This is a genomic window from Flavobacterium sp. GSB-24 (assembly GCF_027924665.1).
GTDB lineage: Bacteria > Bacteroidota > Bacteroidia > Flavobacteriales > Flavobacteriaceae > Flavobacterium.
In genome coordinates this window covers 256,070-272,985 of record NZ_AP027043.1, presented here as the reverse complement: position 1 = coordinate 272,985, position 16,916 = coordinate 256,070, and the positions used below count along the sequence as shown (strand labels likewise).

General features: G+C 32.7%; 12 protein-coding genes. 8 read left to right on the top strand and 4 right to left on the bottom strand.

The features are described 5' to 3' along the window. Nucleotides 1–34: 34 nt before the first annotated feature. Nucleotides 35–1,918 (bottom strand): molecular chaperone HtpG, encoded by a 1,884-nt coding sequence (gene htpG, locus QMG60_RS01290; protein ID WP_057114833.1) that lies wholly within the window; start codon nt 1,916–1,918, stop codon nt 35–37. Nucleotides 1,919–2,120: 202 nt separating this feature from the next. Between htpG and QMG60_RS01285 the strand changes: the two genes are divergently transcribed. The 3 genes from QMG60_RS01285 (at nt 2,121) to QMG60_RS01275 (ending at nt 4,396) form a co-directional block, all read left to right on the top strand. Next, on the top strand, nt 2,121–2,624 hold the full coding sequence (locus QMG60_RS01285) for a lipocalin family protein (RefSeq protein WP_057114980.1): 504 nt from the start codon (nt 2,121–2,123) through the stop codon (nt 2,622–2,624). 19 nt (nt 2,625–2,643) lie between these two features. Next, nucleotides 2,644–3,339: an OmpA family protein gene (locus QMG60_RS01280; RefSeq protein ID WP_057114832.1), complete on the top strand. Its 696-nt coding sequence runs from the start codon at nt 2,644–2,646 to the stop codon at nt 3,337–3,339. 106 nt (nt 3,340–3,445) lie between these two features. Beyond that, the gene (locus tag QMG60_RS01275) at nt 3,446–4,396 is read left to right on the top strand and encodes an ABC transporter ATP-binding protein (protein WP_281866643.1); all 951 of its coding nucleotides are present in this window, start codon (nt 3,446–3,448) and stop codon (nt 4,394–4,396) included. A 293-nt stretch (nt 4,397–4,689) separates the two neighbouring features. Here QMG60_RS01275 and QMG60_RS01270 read toward each other — a convergent pair whose 3' ends face one another. Continuing rightward, entirely contained in the window at nt 4,690–7,101 is a 2,412-nt protein-coding gene (locus QMG60_RS01270; protein ID WP_281866642.1) for a prolyl oligopeptidase family serine peptidase, read from the bottom strand. Between the two features lie 263 nt (nt 7,102–7,364). On the opposite strand from QMG60_RS01270, the gene QMG60_RS01265 reads away from it, so the two are divergent. The 3 genes from QMG60_RS01265 (at nt 7,365) to QMG60_RS01255 (ending at nt 9,942) form a co-directional block, all read left to right on the top strand. Next, nucleotides 7,365–8,372, top strand: a complete 1,008-nt coding sequence (locus tag QMG60_RS01265; protein WP_057114829.1) for a beta-ketoacyl-ACP synthase III — start codon at nt 7,365–7,367, stop codon at nt 8,370–8,372. 468 nt (nt 8,373–8,840) lie between these two features. Then, the gene (locus QMG60_RS01260) at nt 8,841–9,164 is read left to right on the top strand and encodes a GIY-YIG nuclease family protein (RefSeq protein WP_281866641.1); all 324 of its coding nucleotides are present in this window, start codon (nt 8,841–8,843) and stop codon (nt 9,162–9,164) included. A 106-nt stretch (nt 9,165–9,270) separates the two neighbouring features. Then, complete coding sequence (locus QMG60_RS01255; protein ID WP_281866640.1) at nt 9,271–9,942, top strand: copper homeostasis protein CutC; 672 nt, start codon at nt 9,271–9,273, stop codon at nt 9,940–9,942. A 100-nt stretch (nt 9,943–10,042) separates the two neighbouring features. Here the strand turns inward: QMG60_RS01255 and QMG60_RS01250 are convergent, their stop codons facing one another. Then, the gene (locus QMG60_RS01250) at nt 10,043–12,460 is read right to left on the bottom strand and encodes a TonB-dependent receptor (RefSeq protein WP_281866639.1); all 2,418 of its coding nucleotides are present in this window, start codon (nt 12,458–12,460) and stop codon (nt 10,043–10,045) included. Between the two features lie 330 nt (nt 12,461–12,790). Here QMG60_RS01250 and argS point away from each other — a divergent pair, with 330 nt between their 5' ends. Beyond that, nucleotides 12,791–14,569 carry an arginine--tRNA ligase gene (argS, locus tag QMG60_RS01245; RefSeq protein WP_281866638.1) on the top strand — a complete coding sequence of 593 codons (1,779 nt, stop codon included), beginning with the start codon at nt 12,791–12,793 and terminating at the stop codon, nt 14,567–14,569. Between the two features lie 310 nt (nt 14,570–14,879). After that, nucleotides 14,880–15,590: a hypothetical protein gene (locus QMG60_RS01240; RefSeq protein WP_281866637.1), complete on the top strand. Its 711-nt coding sequence runs from the start codon at nt 14,880–14,882 to the stop codon at nt 15,588–15,590. 356 nt (nt 15,591–15,946) lie between these two features. Here the strand turns inward: QMG60_RS01240 and QMG60_RS01235 are convergent, their stop codons facing one another. Beyond that, a complete protein-coding gene (locus QMG60_RS01235) occupies nt 15,947–16,849 on the bottom strand; it encodes a DUF6607 family protein (RefSeq protein ID WP_281866636.1) in 903 nt (300 codons plus the stop codon). Nucleotides 16,850–16,916: the final 67 nt, after the last annotated feature.

Below are 16,916 nucleotides of genomic sequence, written 5' to 3'. Positions count from 1 at the left end.
TTGCAGGATTTTCAAAAATATTCTTTTCGAATGATTATTTAATCATCTCAAAACTTCTTTTTACGAAAGCTGTAAGAGCTTCTCCTTTTAATAGGTTTTGCGATAATTTAGCCAAATCTAAAGCTTGTTTTACCAAGTGCTCTTGATGTGTTTTATCTTCAGTATTTAAAATGCTTGAAGCCAAATCAGAATTAGTGTTTACAACCAAATTATACATTTCTGGCATATTACCCATTCCGAACATTCCGCCTCCGCCTGTCTGGCTCATTTCTTTCATTCTACGCATAAATTCTGGCTGCGTGATGATAAATGGAGCCGCCTGGCTGTCCATAGCTTCCAATTGTACGCTGTAAGCTTTTGGAATATAAGCTTCTAATGAAGTTTTTAAAGTTTCTTTTTCTTCATCAGATAATTTTGAAATTGTGTTTTCGTCTTTCTTGATTAAATTATCAATATGGTCAGAGTCAACACGAACAAAAGTTAATCCGCTGTTATCGCCTTCAATTTTTTGAATTAAATGCGAAATAATTGGAGAATCTAAAAGCAATACTTCGTAACCTTTATCTTTTGCTGCTTGAATGTAAGAGTGCTGAGCATCTTTATTTCCTGCATAAAGAATTACTAGTTTACCATCTTTATCAGTTTGGTTTTCTTTCAGTTTTTCTTTTAATTCATCTAAAGTAAAGTAAGTATCATCTACAGTTGGGTATAAAACAAATGCACCCGCTTTTTCGTAGAATTTATCTTCAGAAAGCATTCCGTATTCTAAAACGATTTTAATATCGTTCCATTTAGCTTCAAAATCAGCACGGTTTTCATTAAATAAAGCTTTCAATTTATCAGCTACTTTACGAGTAATGTAGTTTGAAATTTTCTTAACAGCTCCATCTGCTTGTAAGCCAGAACGAGAAACGTTTAATGGGATATCTGGAGAATCGATTACACCTTTTAACATTGTCAAGAATTCAGGTACAATTCCTTCTACGTTATCGGTAACGTAAACTTGGTTTTGGTACAATTGAATTTTATCTTTCTGGATTTGCATATCATTTCCTAATTTCGGGAAATACAAAATACCAGTTAAGTTAAACGGATAATCTACATTTAAGTGAATGTTGAACAATGGTTCTTCGAACTGCATTGGGTATAATTCTCTGTAGAAGTTTTTGTAATCTTCATCAGATAATTCAGAAGGCTGTTTTGTCCAAGCTGGATTAGGGTTATTAATGATATTATCAACTTCGATAGTTTCATTAACATAATCTTCTGGAGCATCTTCTGGTTTTGGAAGCGTTTCTGTTCTAGTTCCGAATTTAATTGGAATAGGCATAAACTTGTTATACTTATTCAATAAACCACTGATTTTTGAATCGTCTAAAAATTCAAGAGAATCTTCTGCGATGTGAAGAATGATTTCAGTTCCGCGTGAAGTTTTGTCAGCTGGTTCCAAAGTAAATTCAGGGCTTCCGTCACATGTCCAATGTGCAGCTGGTTCGTCTTTGTATGATTTTGTAAAAATCTCAACTTTTTCAGCCACCATAAATGCAGAGTAGAAACCAAGACCAAAATGTCCGATAATTCCAGAATCTTTAGCAGAATCTTTGTATTTGTCTAAGAACTCTTCAGCTCCTGAAAAAGCAACTTGATTGATGTATTTTTCAACTTCATCAGCTGTCATACCCAGACCTTGATCGATAATGTGGATTTTTTTACCTTCTTTGTCCACTTTAACTTCAATGATCGGATTGCCGTATTCTACTTTAGCTTCGCCAATGCTGATAAGATGTTTTAATTTTAACGTAGCATCGGTACCGTTAGAAACAAGCTCACGTAAGAAGATTTCATGGTCGCTGTATAAGAACTTTTTAATTAATGGAAAAATGTTTTCTACTGAAACATTAATTTTACCTGTTGCCATATTTTTTAATTTTTATTTTAATGTGATGATTTTCACTTATTCAAATAGAATACCAATTGTTTTTTGGGTGACAAAATGTCGGAAATGTTAATTTTGAAAGAAAATAATTAGATTTTAGAACATTAAATATCTCTACGAATCGTATATTTGTGGTATAATAATTGTTAAACTTGTAAGTATTAACTTAAACAAAATGTATAAAATGAAGAAAGTAATATTCATTTGCTTGATTGCCACGATGTTTTTTGCGTGTAAATCAGCTTCGTCAACAACAGCTTCGTCTGAATCAACAACGCTTTCAACTAAACTTGACAAGAAAACGCAAGTAGCTTTAAAAGGGAATTGGGTTCTTACCAATGTGTCTTATCCAGGTTCAGATTATATTAAAGTAAATTCATTTGATCTTGCAGATTCAAAATGTTTTATTGGTAGTACTTGGAGTTTTATTTCTAATAATAATAAAGGAACAATGGCTTTAACATCGCCAAGTTGTACTGGGTTTTCTTCTCCAATTGTATGGAGTATCAACAATCAAGGTATGTTTGTACTTAAAATTCTTGATGCTGGCGAAAAAGCTAAAAAAGTAAGAGATGGTTATTTACTTAAAGTAGGAGGTGTTACCGAAACTTCATTTCAATTAATCGATAACATCAATGTTGGAGGTCAGGTTAAAGATGTGACTTACCAATTTCAAAGAGCCAATTAATATTTAAAGATATAAAAATATGAGAAAGATAACTGTTTTAAGTTTATGTAGTTTACTTGTTCTAACTAGTTTTTTTACTAGTTGCGATTCAGTAAAAAATGCAAATAATACACAAAAAGGTGCTGGAATTGGTGCTGTTGCCGGAGGTGTAATCGGTGCTGTTTTAGGTAACAATTTAGGAAAAGGCGGAAACGCTGCTTTAGGTGCTGCAATTGGAGCTGCTGTTGGTGGTGGAACTGGTGCACTTATTGGAAACAAAATGGATAAACAAGCTCGTGAAATCGATCAAGCTTTACCAGGAGCTTCTGTAGAAAGAGTTGGAGAAGGAATTCACTTAACTTTGAATGAAAATTCTGTTCGTTTTGATACAAATAAATCAACTCTAACATCTCAGGCAAAAGCTAACTTAGATAAATTAGTTCCAGTATTCAATGAATATGGAGATACAGATATTCAGATTTTTGGATATACTGATAATACAGGTAAACCAGAATATAACTTAACACTTTCAGGACAAAGAGCGGCTTCTGTGCAGGCTTATTTAGTTGCTAAAGGATTAAAATCTAGCCGTTTCAAAACTTCAGGTTTAGGAATTGCAGATCCAATTGCAACAAATGATACTCCAGAAGGTAGAGCTCAAAACCGTCGTGTTGAATTCTCTATCACAGCAAATGACAAAATGGTAAATGACGCTAAAGCGGAAGCTGGAAAATAATTTCAAAACAAAATAAAATATAAAAAAAGCTGTTTCATAATTGAAGCAGCTTTTTTTTGACTTTAGAAATTAAACATTGTAAATTTGACATCTCATATTACAACTCATGCTTGACATTCAAAATATATCTTTTTCGTATACAGATAAACCCGTTATAAAAGACATTTCATTTACTATTGAGAAAGGGCAGAATATTTCTATTATCGGCGAAAGCGGCTGCGGAAAAAGTACGCTTCTTAAACTGATTTATGGTTTATACGATTTAGATGAGGGAAAGATTTTTTATGGTGATAAACCTGTTTTAGGGCCAAAATTTAATTTGATTCCTGGAATGCCTTATATGAAATATTTGGCGCAGGATTTCGATTTGTCTCCATATGAAACAGTGGCCGAAAATGTTGGAAAATTTCTTTCTAATGGATTTGCCAATATGAAAAAACTTCGTGTTCAGGAATTATTGGAGATGGTAGAAATGGAACAATTTTCTAATGTAAAAACAAAATTTCTGAGTGGAGGACAACAGCAGAGAGTAGCTTTAGTTAGAGTTTTGGCTTTAGAGCCAGAAGTAATTTTATTAGACGAACCGTTCAGTCAGATTGATGCTTTTAGGAAAAATGCACTTCGCCGTAATTTGTTTCGATATTTGAAACAAAAAGGAATTACGTGTATCATTGCAACACACGATAGTACAGATGCTTTGTCATTTGCAGATCAGGCAATTGTAATGCGAAACGGAGAAGTAATTGTAAAAGATGATCCAGCAAAAATTTACGAAGACCCAAAAATAAAATATGTAGCTTCTCTTTTTGGAGAAGTGAACGAGATTCCTACTCATTTGTTGTTATCATATGAAGACGAGACACATAAAACTCTTGTCTACCCGCACCAATTTAAAATGGTTTCAGAATCTAAGTTGATGGTAAAAATCAGAAGAACTTATTTTAGAGGAAGTCATTATTTAATTGAAACTGTTTATAAGAGACAATTAATTTTCTTTGAAAGTGAAATAGATTTACCCCTTGAACAGGAAGTGTATTTAGCTTTAAATTATTTATAAAATAACCCGATAGAATTTTATTTTCATTGTTTCCCAGATCAATAAGAATATTTAATATTCCGTAAAAAAAAGGTTATTATATATTGTGTCCTGTAGGGACAACTGTTTTTGTCGGAATAAATGTGTTTGTCTAATTAATCAAACGTTCCTGCGGAACGTAATATTTTTCGATTCATAATCGGGTTCTACCAATCAGACATTCTCACGGAATGTTTTTAATAGAAAATAATTTAGATTAAACCCGACAGTTTTTTTAAAACCTGTCGGGCTTATTTTTTGGAATTAAGAAGGCATTAATTCTTTAAATATTTCTCTAAAAACTGATCTTGTTCCCAAAGCAGGTGCAAAATATTTTCTTTTGCAACATAACTATGTGATTCTTTTGGCAGAATAACCATTCTTGCTGGCGCTCCCAAGCCTTTTAAAGCTTGAAAATAACGTTCCGTCTGCAATGTAAATGTTCCTGGATTATTGTCGGCTTCACCATGAACCAATAAAATTGGAGTTTTCATTTTTTCTGCATTCATAAAAGGAGACATTGTATTGTAAACTTCAGGTACTTCCCAATAATTACGCTGTTCACTTTGAAAACCAAACGGAGTCAGAGTTCTGTTGTAAGCACCGCTTCTTGCAATTCCGCAGGCAAATAAATTAGAATGTGTCAATAAATTTGCTGTCATAAATGCACCATACGAATGTCCGCCCAAAGCAACTTTTTTACGATTTATATAACCTAAAGCATCAACTGCATCAATTGCGGCCGCGGCATTATCTACTAATTGCGAAATAAAATTATCATTTGGTTCTGTATTTCCTTCTCCAATGATAGGAAAAGCCGCATCATCTAAAACAACATATCCTTTAGTTACCCAATAAACAAACGATCCATAATACGGGAATGTAAATTCATTTGAATTTTGAGTAGACTGCGAAGCACTGTTTCTATCTTTGTATTCAGCTGGATAAGCCCAAATTAATAATGGAAGTTTTTCTTTTTTGGTTTTATCATAACCAGCAGGAAGATATAAAGTTCCAGAAAGTTCCAACCCGTCTTTACGTTTGTATTTTATTACTTCTTTACTAACATTTTTAATGCTTTCAAACGGGTTTTTGAAAGCAGTAATTGGCGTTAAACTATTCTGTTTTTTGATGTTTCTAAAATAGTAATTTGGATATTCAGTTTTTGATTGAATTTGAACTAAAACTTTTCCAGTTTTATAATCTTCAATTTCTAAAATCTCCTCTTTTTTATCTTTGTAAGTCGACGTGTAGATGCGCTTTGTTTGTAAAGTCTTCGCATTAAATTCATCAATAAAAGGGAATTGTCCTTCTTTAGTATAACCATCGCCAATTCTGTAAAGGTTATCTTTTTCAAGCGCCAGAACATATTTATTATATTCGTTTTTTCTGGTTTCAAAAACACCGGGATCTGAATATACATCTTGTGAATTTCGATCTGTAATTACTTTTGGCTGCTGACTTGGATTTGATGGATTTATTAAATAAGTTTTCGTGTTTCTAGTATCATACCATTCATCAGAAACAACAGCAAGATTATCATTCCCCCAAATAATGTCGTTAAAACGCTGTGGTGTTTTTACTAATGAAGAAGGTTGTTTTTCGAAAGGCGCATCCCAAAGAAAAACTTCATCTCTAAAGTCAACTTTATTGGCAGGATCTCCTTGGTCTAATGCAGTTACATACATTAAAGTCGATGGTTTGTCATTTCTCCAAGCCATTTCTCTCTTACCTTTTCTAACTGCCATAAAACCTTTTGGCATAATTTCGTTTAAAGGAACTTCGTTTACGACTTTAATCTCTTTTCCATTTATATCATAAACAGTAGTTGTGGAAGGAAATCTGTTTAAAGGCACAACATACGAAAAGGGTTTCTGAATGGTTGTTAACATAATGTAGTTACCATCTGGCGAAATTCTCTCTCCCGCAAACATGGCAGCTTCTTTAAACAAAACAGCCTCTCCGTTTAATTTCACTTTATACAATTCAGATGTAATGCTGTTTTCAAAATTAATCTCATCGTTTTTGTTTTTCAACATGTCAGGATACGTTCTGTTTTGAGATTTTTCTCCAGAAGTATTAGAAACTATTGGTCCTGTTGGTAAATCTTTTTTAGAATCTAAAAGAGCTGGTCGGTTTTTAGGAAGCATTTTTACCAAAATCGTTTCATTGTCTGAAAACCAGCTGAAAGGATTTCCAAGATTTGCATTTACAGTTGCTCCTGTAAGTTTTTTAGCTTGCGCCGAAGCAACATCTAAAACCCAAAGCTCTACACCAGAATTTGTGGTGTGAGAGAATAAAATCTTTTTATCATTTGGCGACCAAAGTATATTTGTGATTTTCGGATTTTCTGGCAGACCTGCAACCTGAATTTCGTCTTTACTGCTTACTTTTCGCAGCTTAAGATTATTGAGATAAGTTACAGTACTCGAAATATTAGTAATAGGATTAATTCTTAAACCGGCTAAACGAACCTCTTCCTGATTTAAATCATCAAGTGTTTTATAAGTGTTTCGATACATCAAGAGCATGTTTTCTTTTTTGGTATCCATAGATACTGTTGGAGCTCTTTGATAATCGGCTAGATCTAAAATAGATTTAGAAGGCTTTTGGTAGGTTAAATTCTCTTGGGCAAAAGAGGAAAAACCAAAGCTGAAAAGTAAGAACAAAGTAACCTTTAATTTCATAATTTGAATTTTATGGGTTTAAAAATAGTATTCAAAATGTTTGTCTAAGATATTTATATCCTGTTACATTTTGGATAGTATTTTTCATTTTATTCAAAAATTCAGTCTAAAGCTTATCTTTTTGAGAAGTAATTGTATTTAAGCAGTCTTATAATTAAAGTATATAAAATTGCTAATAACGAAAAAAAGAGTAATTTGTACTCTTATATTTTAAAGTATACGTAAATTTGCATTCTAAATTTTCAAACAAATAACAATACAATATGTATCATTCAAAAATAGCAGGCTTAGGATACTATGTTCCTTCAAATGTGGTGACTAACGATGATTTGTCTAAGATAATGGATACCAATGATGAATGGATTCAGGAAAGAACAGGAATTCAGGAAAGAAGGCACATTATTCGTGGAGAAGACACCACAACTTCGATGGGAGTTAAAGCAGCTAAAATTGCAATCGAGCGTTCTGGCGTTGCCAAAGAAGATATTGATTTTGTAGTTTTTGCTACACTAAGTCCAGATTATTATTTTCCAGGACCAGGAGTTTTGGTGCAAAGAGATTTAGGTTTAAGAACTGTTGGTGCTTTAGATGTTAGAAATCAATGTTCTGGTTTTGTTTATGCAATTTCTGTTGCAGATCAATATATTAAAACTGGAATGTATAAAAACATTTTAGTTATTGGTTCAGAGGTTCATTCAACAGGATTAGATATGACAACTCGCGGACGTGGTGTTTCGGTGATTTTTGGAGATGGGGCAGGAGCAGCAGTTTTAAGCCGTGAAGAAGATTTAACAAAAGGAATTCTTTCTACTCATTTGCATTCTGAAGGACAGCATGCCGAAGAATTGGCTTTGCAGGCTCCCGGAATGGGCGCACGCTGGGTAACGGATATTTTGGCTGATAATGATCCAAACGACGAAAGTTATTATCCGTACATGAATGGACAATTTGTGTTTAAAAATGCTGTAGTTCGTTTCGCAGAAGTAATCAATGAAGGATTAGAAGCAAATGGTCTTCAGGTTTCAGATATTGATATGTTGATTCCACATCAGGCGAATTTGAGAATTTCACAATTCATTCAAAACAAATTCAAATTGACAGATGATCAAGTTCATAATAACATTCAAAAATACGGAAATACAACGGCGGCGTCTATTCCTATTGCTTTGACAGAAGCTTGGGAAGAAGGTAAAATCAAATCTGGAGATACTGTAGTTTTAGCGGCTTTCGGAAGTGGATTTACTTGGGCAAGTGCTATTATTAAGTGGTAATTTAATTCATCTTACATTATATTTAAAACCTGCTCTTTTTGGAGCAGGTTTTTTTATACCCACTTGTCAGGCTGAGCGAAGTCGAAGCCTCATCCCAATAGAAAAGCCCTTCGACTTCGCTCAAGGTGACATTCGAATAGCATTACAAAAGAAAAGTTCGAACAGTTTGTCAGGCTGAGCGAAGTCGAAGCTTCATCCCAATAGAAACGCCCTTCGACTTCGCTCAAGGTGACATTCGAATAGCATTACAAAAGAAAAGTTTGAACAGTTTGTCAGGCTGAGCGGAGTCGAAACCCAGTTTTTATTGGCAACTTTTAACTTCTTCCTAAATATTGTTGCTTGAGTACAAGGTGCACTAATAGGAGTGGGCTTCGACTCCGCTCAGCCTCACAATTGGCGGCTAACATTAAAAAAAAAGAAATATTTTCCTACTTTTGAAGTTTGGTTAATTGATATAACTTAAATAAAATGAAAAGATATTACGTCTACATATTAAAATGTTCTGATAATAGTTATTATACGGGATTTACAAATAGTATTGAACGAAGATTTGATGAACATAATTACGGATTGAATAAAGAATGTTACACTTTCAATAAAAGACCTTTGGAGTTGGTTTTTTGTACAGAGTTTAATGATGTAAATCAAGCCATTGCATTTGAGAAACAAGTAAAAGGCTGGAGCAGAAAAAAGAAAGAAGCAATCATAAATGATAAGTGGGAAGATTTGAAAAAATTTTCACAATGTTTAAATAAAACAAGTCATAAAAATTTTTATAAAAAGGACGTTTAGTAGTAAATTAGCCTTCGACTTCGCTCAGGATGACAGTCGGGTTACAAGTTGTAAAAATATTTTTGCTGAGCCAACTGAATTGAAGTCCTTTTAATAATCAAATCCAATGAAAAAAAATCAACTCGAAATAGCTTGTTTTAATTACGAATCTGCACTAATTGCACAAGAAAATGGCGCGGACAGAATTGAACTGTGTGAAAACATGAAACTTGGAGGAACAACGCCAAATTCTATATTGGTGGTAAAAGTCCGTGAGAGCTTAAATATTAAAATGCATGTAATTATTAGACCTCGAGGCGGCAATTTTGTTTATTCTGATGATGAACTTATAGAAATGAAACAAGATATAAAACAATTTAAAAAATTGGGAGTCGATGGTTTTGTTTTCGGAATTTTGAAAGAAAACGGAAAAGTAAATAAAAAACAAAATAAAGAATTAGTGCATTTGGCACATCCGCTTTCTTGTACATTTCACCGTGCTTTTGATGTTGTAAAAGATGTAGAGAAATCACTTGAAGATGTGATCGACTGCGGTTTCAAAACGATCTTAACTTCTGGTCAGGGCATAAATGTTACAGAAGGAATCTGGACTTTAGAGAAACTTCAAAAACTTGCTGGAGATAGAATAGAAATCATGCCTGGCGGCGGCTTAAGATCTTCAAATATAAAATTATTACAAGAAAAACTAGACATCACTTTTTATCATTCATCAGCAATAACAGATGATTCTGAGATCGCAAACCCTGAAGAGATAAAGGAACTTCGTAACTTTTTATAGTATTTTAATAAACAAAAAAAGTCTGGAGTGGCATCTCCAGACTTTTTCTCTACAAAAAATTATTCAAAAATTATTTAAAAAATCTTTTTTGGAAGGGCTGTTAGAACATTCCGCCTCCATCTTTATTAGTATTGTCTTCTCTTTGTTTACGTTGAAGGTTTTTGATTTTAGCACCTCCAAAGTTGTATGTCAAACCTACATAAACAGTTTGGCTTTCCCATTTAAACTGACCTGCCTGCGGATAAGGAGACATAGTATCAAAAGCATATTTCATGGTGTTGAAAACGTCATTAAAACGTACACTAATATTCATTTTGTTGTCTAACAAAGTGTAACGTGATCCAATATCCATTTTATACATTTCGTGGCTGTTGTTTTGCAATCCATCAACGGCACCTCTGTAAAAACCAAATAGTAAAAAGCTTAAACGTTTGTTTACTTTAAAATTTGAATTCATACGCCCATTAAAAGCGGCAACAGTAACCGTTTTCTGCTCTGGCTCACTTTGACCGCCTGCTACGTATTTATAAACAATTCCTTCTTGATTAATGCTAGAAAAATCAATCGATGGTTGAATGTCCCACCATTTTGTAATTTTATAATTGAAAGAAGCTTCAAATCCATAAGACGTATTATGATCAAAGTTTGTATAAGACATAATTTGCTTTTCTTTACTTGCGTCTGCAGGATCTGGATATAAAATTCTGCTGATCTGGTCATTAATGCTTCTCACAAAAACACCAGCAGTAAAACTTCCTTTTTCGAATGTTTTAGTATAATTTACTTCTACAGAATTTGTAAACTGAGGTCTTAATTCAGGCTTTCCTAATGAAGTAACTAATGGAGTAGCAAACTCTCGAATTGGTTTTGTCTGTTCTAAACTTGGACGGTCAACACGACGGCTGTAGCTGAATTGTAAAGTATTCTTTTCGTTTAAATTATAAGTTAAATATGCAGAAGGATACAATGTAATGTAATCGTCATCAAATTTATCCTTGCCATGATTTAAGTTAGTTTCAACTTTATAACTCTCAAAACGAGCACCTACCTGATAGCTTAATTTTTTAAATTTCTGACCAAACGTTACATAAGCAGAATAAATATCAGTATCATAAGTGTAATTCGAAGTCTGAGCTTCTACAGGAAGTAGAGGATTCCCCGTAATATAATCATTCCCAGTTCTTGTAATTCTTGCTTCTGCTCCAGCTTCAAGAGTTGTTTTTTCGTTTAACGGATTAACATAGTCAATATTTACAGTGCTTAGTTTACGAGTTCCTTTCAAGAAATCATTGTACACAACATTTGAACTTGTATTATCAGTATTAGTTGTTTGAGTATCAAAAGAAGCGTTTTGAGTTTCTTTATTATCGCTGTAATTTGCTTCAAAATCTAAAGTATGACCTTCTTTTTTAAAGATATGTTTGTATGCTAAATTGTAAGTTCCAACTTGGTCTGGTCCCCAATATCTTGATTTTTGAAAAATATTCGAAATGTCTGAATTCGTTACATTGTTATAGTCGATGTCAGTATCTACAAAACCTTTTCCTGTATTTTTATTTTGGTTAGTGTAAATAGACAATGTGTTATGATCATCAATTAAATAATCCATTCCTATTTTGTATAAATAAGAATCATTATCATTGATCACGTCAATTTTTTGAACAATATCTTGATCAAATCTTCTAATTAATCCATCATTATAATACGTTCCAAAATTTTGTCCCACATTACCAAAGAAATTTACCTTTCCTGTTTTGTAGTTCAAATCTAAAGACTGATTGTATTTTGCAGTTTGTCCAAAAGTGATACCGCCGCTGTAACTTCCGTTAAAACCAGTATTGGCATTTTTGTGCAAAATAATATTGATAATTCCAGACATTCCCTCTGGATTGTATTTTGCACTTGGATTGGTAATTAACTCAATTTTTTTGATAGAAGTTGACGGAATTTGCTTTAATAACTGAGCAGGGTCAATATTAGAAGGACGTCCGTCAATTAATACACGAACATTATCATTTCCGCGAAGCGAAAGTTTTCCATCCTGATCCACATTCACAGAAGGAATATTATTCATAATGTCAGAAGCAGAAGCACCAGCCGTAGTTAAATCTTTACCAACATTAACCACTTTTCTATCGATTTTTTGTTCGATTGTAGAACGTTCAGCAACAATATTTACGCCTTTAAGCTGTGTTGCCTCTTCTTCAAGAGAAATATTTACAGTCGCAGCTTTTTTGTTTTCGCTTAAAATAACAGATCCAATATATTTTCTAAATCCGATGTATTGAATTTCGATTGTATAGCTTTTCAAAGCAATGTTTTTAAATGAAAAGTCCCCATTGTCATCTGTATTCACACCAGAAACAATTTTTCCATTTTCTTTAATTGAAACAGTTGCATAAGAAATTGGTGCACTGTTTGACTTTTCGGTAATTTTTCCAGAAATACTTCCTGTATTCTGAGCTTGTGCTGTTGCGATTACCCCCAATAACGCGAACAGAAAGAATTTTAATTTCATGATTTTCTTGTTGATTATTTTGATTTGATTGATGATGATTTTGTTTGTTAGTTTTTTTCTTTGTTTTTTTTTGATGCTTCAAAATAAATTTGAAGTCTCTATTAAGACTCTTTTGTGTTGGATATGTTACAAGAAATTGTGAAAAAAAACACAAAAAAAATCTCGTGCCCTGTTTTGTAGGAGATTATGCTTTTGATTTTTTGATAATTTTAACAATTGAAAATGCAGGTTTTTTATCAAATTCAAACTCTTTTCCTGAATTTTATATGTTTTTGATTTTCTCTAATTGATGAATAAGCAGTATCTTTGCTCACTTTAAAATAAGTTTACATGTCATTACCACAAATTCTTACACCTTCTATACAAAAAGCAATACAAGCATTATTTGATGTTACGATTGATAAAATTGAGTTTCAAACTACTAGAAAAGAGTTTGAAGGCGATATTACAATGGTGATTTTTCCGCTGCTAAAAGTGATTAAAAGTAATCCAGCCGAATTAGGAAATAAAATTGGAAATTATTTAGTTGAAAATGTTTCTGAAGTGGCGCGCTTTAACGTAGTTTCAGGTTTTTTGAATATCGTAATTTCAGATAGTTATTATTTAAATTTCTTTAACGGAATAAAAGATAACAAGCAATTTGGGTATGTAACTCCAAACCCTGCAGAGAAAGCCGTGATGGTAGAATATTCTTCACCAAACACCAATAAACCACTGCACTTAGGTCATGTTCGTAACAACTTGTTAGGATATTCTGTTGCCAAAATTTTAAAAGCATCTGGCAAAAAAGTATACAAAACTCAAATTATCAACGATAGGGGAATTCATATTTGTAAGTCAATGCTGGCTTGGGAAAAATTCGGAAACGGAGAAACTCCAGAATCTTCTGGTTTAAAAGGAGATAAATTGGTTGGTAAATATTACGTAGAATTTGACAAAGCATATAAATCTGAAATTAACGGTTTAATTGAAACTGGTAAAACAGAAGAAGAAGCTAAAAAACAAGCGCCGATTATTATAGAAGCGCAAGATATGCTTAAGAAATGGGAAGCTGGAGATGAAGAAGTTATTGCGCTTTGGAAAAAAATGAACGAATGGGTTTATGAAGGTTTTGCAACTACTTATACCAATCTTGGAGTTAATTTTGATAAATATTACTACGAAAGCAACACTTACTTATTAGGAAAAGATGTTGTTCAAGTTGGTTTAGATAAAGGTGTTTTCGAAAAAGATCCAGACGGTTCAGTTTGGATTGATTTGACAGATGAAGGTCTTGACCGTAAAATTGTATTACGTTCTGACGGAACTGCTGTTTATATGACACAGGATATTGGAACTGCAATTCAGCGTGTAAAAGATATGCCAGATGTTGGCGGAATGGTTTATACCGTTGGGAATGAACAAGATTATCATTTTAAAGTATTGTTCTTAATCTTGAAAAAACTAGGTTTTGACTGGGCTTCAAGCTTATATCATTTATCATACGGAATGGTTGATTTACCTTCTGGAAAAATGAAAAGCCGTGAAGGAACTGTTGTAGATGCAGATGATTTAATGCAGGATATGACCGATACAGCAAAACAAATCTCTGAAGATTTAGGAAAACTAGACAGCTATTCTGACGAAGAAAAAGCGAAATTGTACAAAACAATTGGTTTAGGAGCTTTGAAATATTACATTTTAAAAGTAGATCCTAAAAAACGTATTTTGTTTAATCCAGAAGAGTCTGTTGATTTTGCTGGAAATACAGGGCCGTTTATTCAATATACATACGCGAGAATTCAGTCAATAATTCGTAAAGCAGATTTTGATTTTACAGCTAAAACTGAAATCGAAGAACTTCATGAAAAAGAAAAAGAATTGGTAAAACAAATCGAACTTTTCCCAGAAGTAATTCAAAATGCGGCTCAAAATCATAGTCCAGCTTTGATTGCTAATTATACTTACGATTTAGTAAAAGAATATAATTCGTTCTATCAATCTGTTCATATTTTAGGAGAAGTAGATTTAACTAAAAAAATATTCAGAGTTCAGCTTTCTCAAAAGGTAGCTGAGGTAATAAAATCTGCATTCCATTTATTAGGAATCGAAGTGCCGGAGAGAATGTAATTATTTATAAATATTTAAAAGAGCCGATAACTATTCAGTTATCGGCTCTTTTTTTTTGCGGTAAAGTTTAGAGAAAATCAAAGTTATTATTACCAAAAGGTTAAGAATTTTGGTGAATGAATTTTCGTGTAAAAAATAGAAAATATCATTTGGATATATGGTTTTTATAATTATGTTTACAGTAAGAAATTTATTGATAATTGTAGTTGATAAAGCTAACGAATATAAGCTTTTTTCCATTTTTACTGTTAAAAAAATAATCGAGGAAGCTGAAAATCGTAAGAGTAGGCAAAATTTTAAACCCAAAAACATGATTAAAAAACCTTTACTATTAATGATGCTCTTTTTTGTTTTTACAGCAATGAACGCACAAGATTTAATTGCTCCATCTTATGGATTTTCACACAACAAAACAGCTTACATCACTTTGGCTGACGGAACTGAAATTAGCGGAACTATTCGTGATATCGACAGAGACAAGGGATTGATTGAATACATTAAATTGCAAGACGCAGCAGGAAAAAAACACAAACTAAAACCAGAAGATATTAAGTTTATGTATTTGCCGCCAAGCGGATTGGATAACTTGACTAAAAAACTAGACTTTATTTCAGATTATCAAAAGTGGAGCGATGATAAATTGAACCAAGAATATATAAAAGAAGGTTACGCATATTTTGAAACTGCTGATGTAAAAATCAAAAAGAAAAATTCAAAATTATTAATGCAGCTTTTAAACCCTGGATTTAGTAAAGAATTTAAAATCTACTGTGATCCGCACGCAAAAGAGACTGCTTCTTTAGGAGTTGGCGGTGTAAAGTTTATTGGAGGAGATGCTAAATCTTATTATGTTGCCAAAAAAGATTCACCGGCATTTTTGCTTAAGAAAAAAGAATATAAAAAAGAATTTGTGCCATTATGGGGAGGTTGTGAGAAAGTAATTGCTGCAAATCCTGAGCCAAAATGGACAGACTTGACAAAGCATGCCATCTCATATTCTGAGTGTGCAGAAGCAAAATAATATTGTTTGAAAGATTCATCTTTAAATTTAAAATTCAAAAAAAGCCGATAGTTAAAACTATCGGCTTTTTGTTTTTAAAACAACCCCTAAAAAATCAAAAGTATCAGAATAAGACATTTTTCTATCTCAATAAAGATTAGGTATATGAATTAATGATTTTTCGTGTTAATTTTGCGCTCGAAAAAAAGATAATTTTTGAAGCTTTCACTCAACTGCTTTCAATTTTTACAGACAATACAGTAGTTAGTAATGTTACAACCAATGTGTGGTGGGATAAAAATTAAACAATTTTGTAGAGCATAAAAAAAGCCGGAAGTTTTGAGACTTCCGGCTTTTTTAATAACAACTAATTCTAATTACTTAACAAATTTGTCAATGATTTTATCTGTTTCTGCTTTAGCAGTATCTGGTTTTAAATCAAATAATAGAGAGTAAAGTGCTTTTCTGTCAACTTTAGCTTCTAAGTTCAAATCTTTATTTCTGTCAAAAAGAGTCTGCCATTTGTCGCGAACATTTTTCCAAAGTGCATTGTTTTCTTTCCACCATTTTTGAGCAGCAATACATTTCACATCTGGAACTTTAGTGTAAACATCAAATCCTTTTTCTTGCGCTAACAAAACATCTTTTCCTGCATCGTCACGAACCAATTTATCGTTGTCTTGCTCATGGTTCCATCCTGTAGCAGTGATTTCGTGAATATTTCTTCTTTTTAAAACATTGTAATCGTTACGTTTTGTCTGCTCTCTTCTAGGAAGCGGAGCATCTGCAACGTTTGCCCAGTAATCTTGTCCATCAACATGTACCCAAGTTGAAGATCCTTCATATCTCGGACTGTCATCTACTTGATATACTTTTTGAGTCCATTGCCCCTTAACCGCTTTTTTGTCTAGCTTTTTGTATTTCCAAGAAGTTCCTTTGTCAAAAGAATACAAGTCTGTGTTTTCGTATAGCCAGTCTTGCCTCCAGTGTTTTATAATCATATCGTCACTTACAATTAGTAAATGCTGCATAACAATTTTGTTAGGAGTATCTTCTAATAATTCCACCCATTCTAAAGCAGATTCGTGTTTTGTTTCAGATGGTTTATAAGTAAGAGAATCTTTTGGATATGAGAAGGTTTCTGTAAAATTAAATTTCACTTCATAACAACCGCACATAGATTTAATCGATTTTATGTCTTGTTGTTTTTTGTCCTGACTAAAACCAAGACCACATGTTAAAGCCATAGCGGCTGACAAAAAAAGGCTTTTTGAAATCATAACTTATTGTTTTGTTTTAAATTTTGGCAAATATATAAATTTTATTTAGAACAATTAAAAATAGTTA

Excerpts from the sequence above, each read along its gene's own strand:
- QMG60_RS01280 (WP_057114832.1), top strand. The coding sequence starts at position 2,644 with ATGAGAAAGATAACTGTTTTAAGTTTATGTAGTTTACTTGTTCTAACT.
- QMG60_RS01235 (WP_281866636.1), bottom strand. The coding sequence starts at position 16,849 with ATGATTTCAAAAAGCCTTTTTTTGTCAGCCGCTATGGCTTTAACATGT.
- argS (WP_281866638.1), top strand. The coding sequence starts at position 12,791 with ATGTCATTACCACAAATTCTTACACCTTCTATACAAAAAGCAATACAA.
- QMG60_RS01250 (WP_281866639.1), bottom strand. The coding sequence starts at position 12,460 with ATGAAATTAAAATTCTTTCTGTTCGCGTTATTGGGGGTAATCGCAACA.
- QMG60_RS01240 (WP_281866637.1), top strand. The coding sequence starts at position 14,880 with ATGATTAAAAAACCTTTACTATTAATGATGCTCTTTTTTGTTTTTACA.
- QMG60_RS01265 (WP_057114829.1), top strand. The coding sequence starts at position 7,365 with ATGTATCATTCAAAAATAGCAGGCTTAGGATACTATGTTCCTTCAAAT.
- QMG60_RS01275 (WP_281866643.1), top strand. The coding sequence starts at position 3,446 with ATGCTTGACATTCAAAATATATCTTTTTCGTATACAGATAAACCCGTT.
- QMG60_RS01285 (WP_057114980.1), top strand. The coding sequence starts at position 2,121 with ATGAAGAAAGTAATATTCATTTGCTTGATTGCCACGATGTTTTTTGCG.
- QMG60_RS01260 (WP_281866641.1), top strand. The coding sequence starts at position 8,841 with ATGAAAAGATATTACGTCTACATATTAAAATGTTCTGATAATAGTTAT.
- QMG60_RS01270 (WP_281866642.1), bottom strand. The coding sequence starts at position 7,101 with ATGAAATTAAAGGTTACTTTGTTCTTACTTTTCAGCTTTGGTTTTTCC.
- QMG60_RS01255 (WP_281866640.1), top strand. The coding sequence starts at position 9,271 with ATGAAAAAAAATCAACTCGAAATAGCTTGTTTTAATTACGAATCTGCA.
- htpG (WP_057114833.1), bottom strand. The coding sequence starts at position 1,918 with ATGGCAACAGGTAAAATTAATGTTTCAGTAGAAAACATTTTTCCATTA.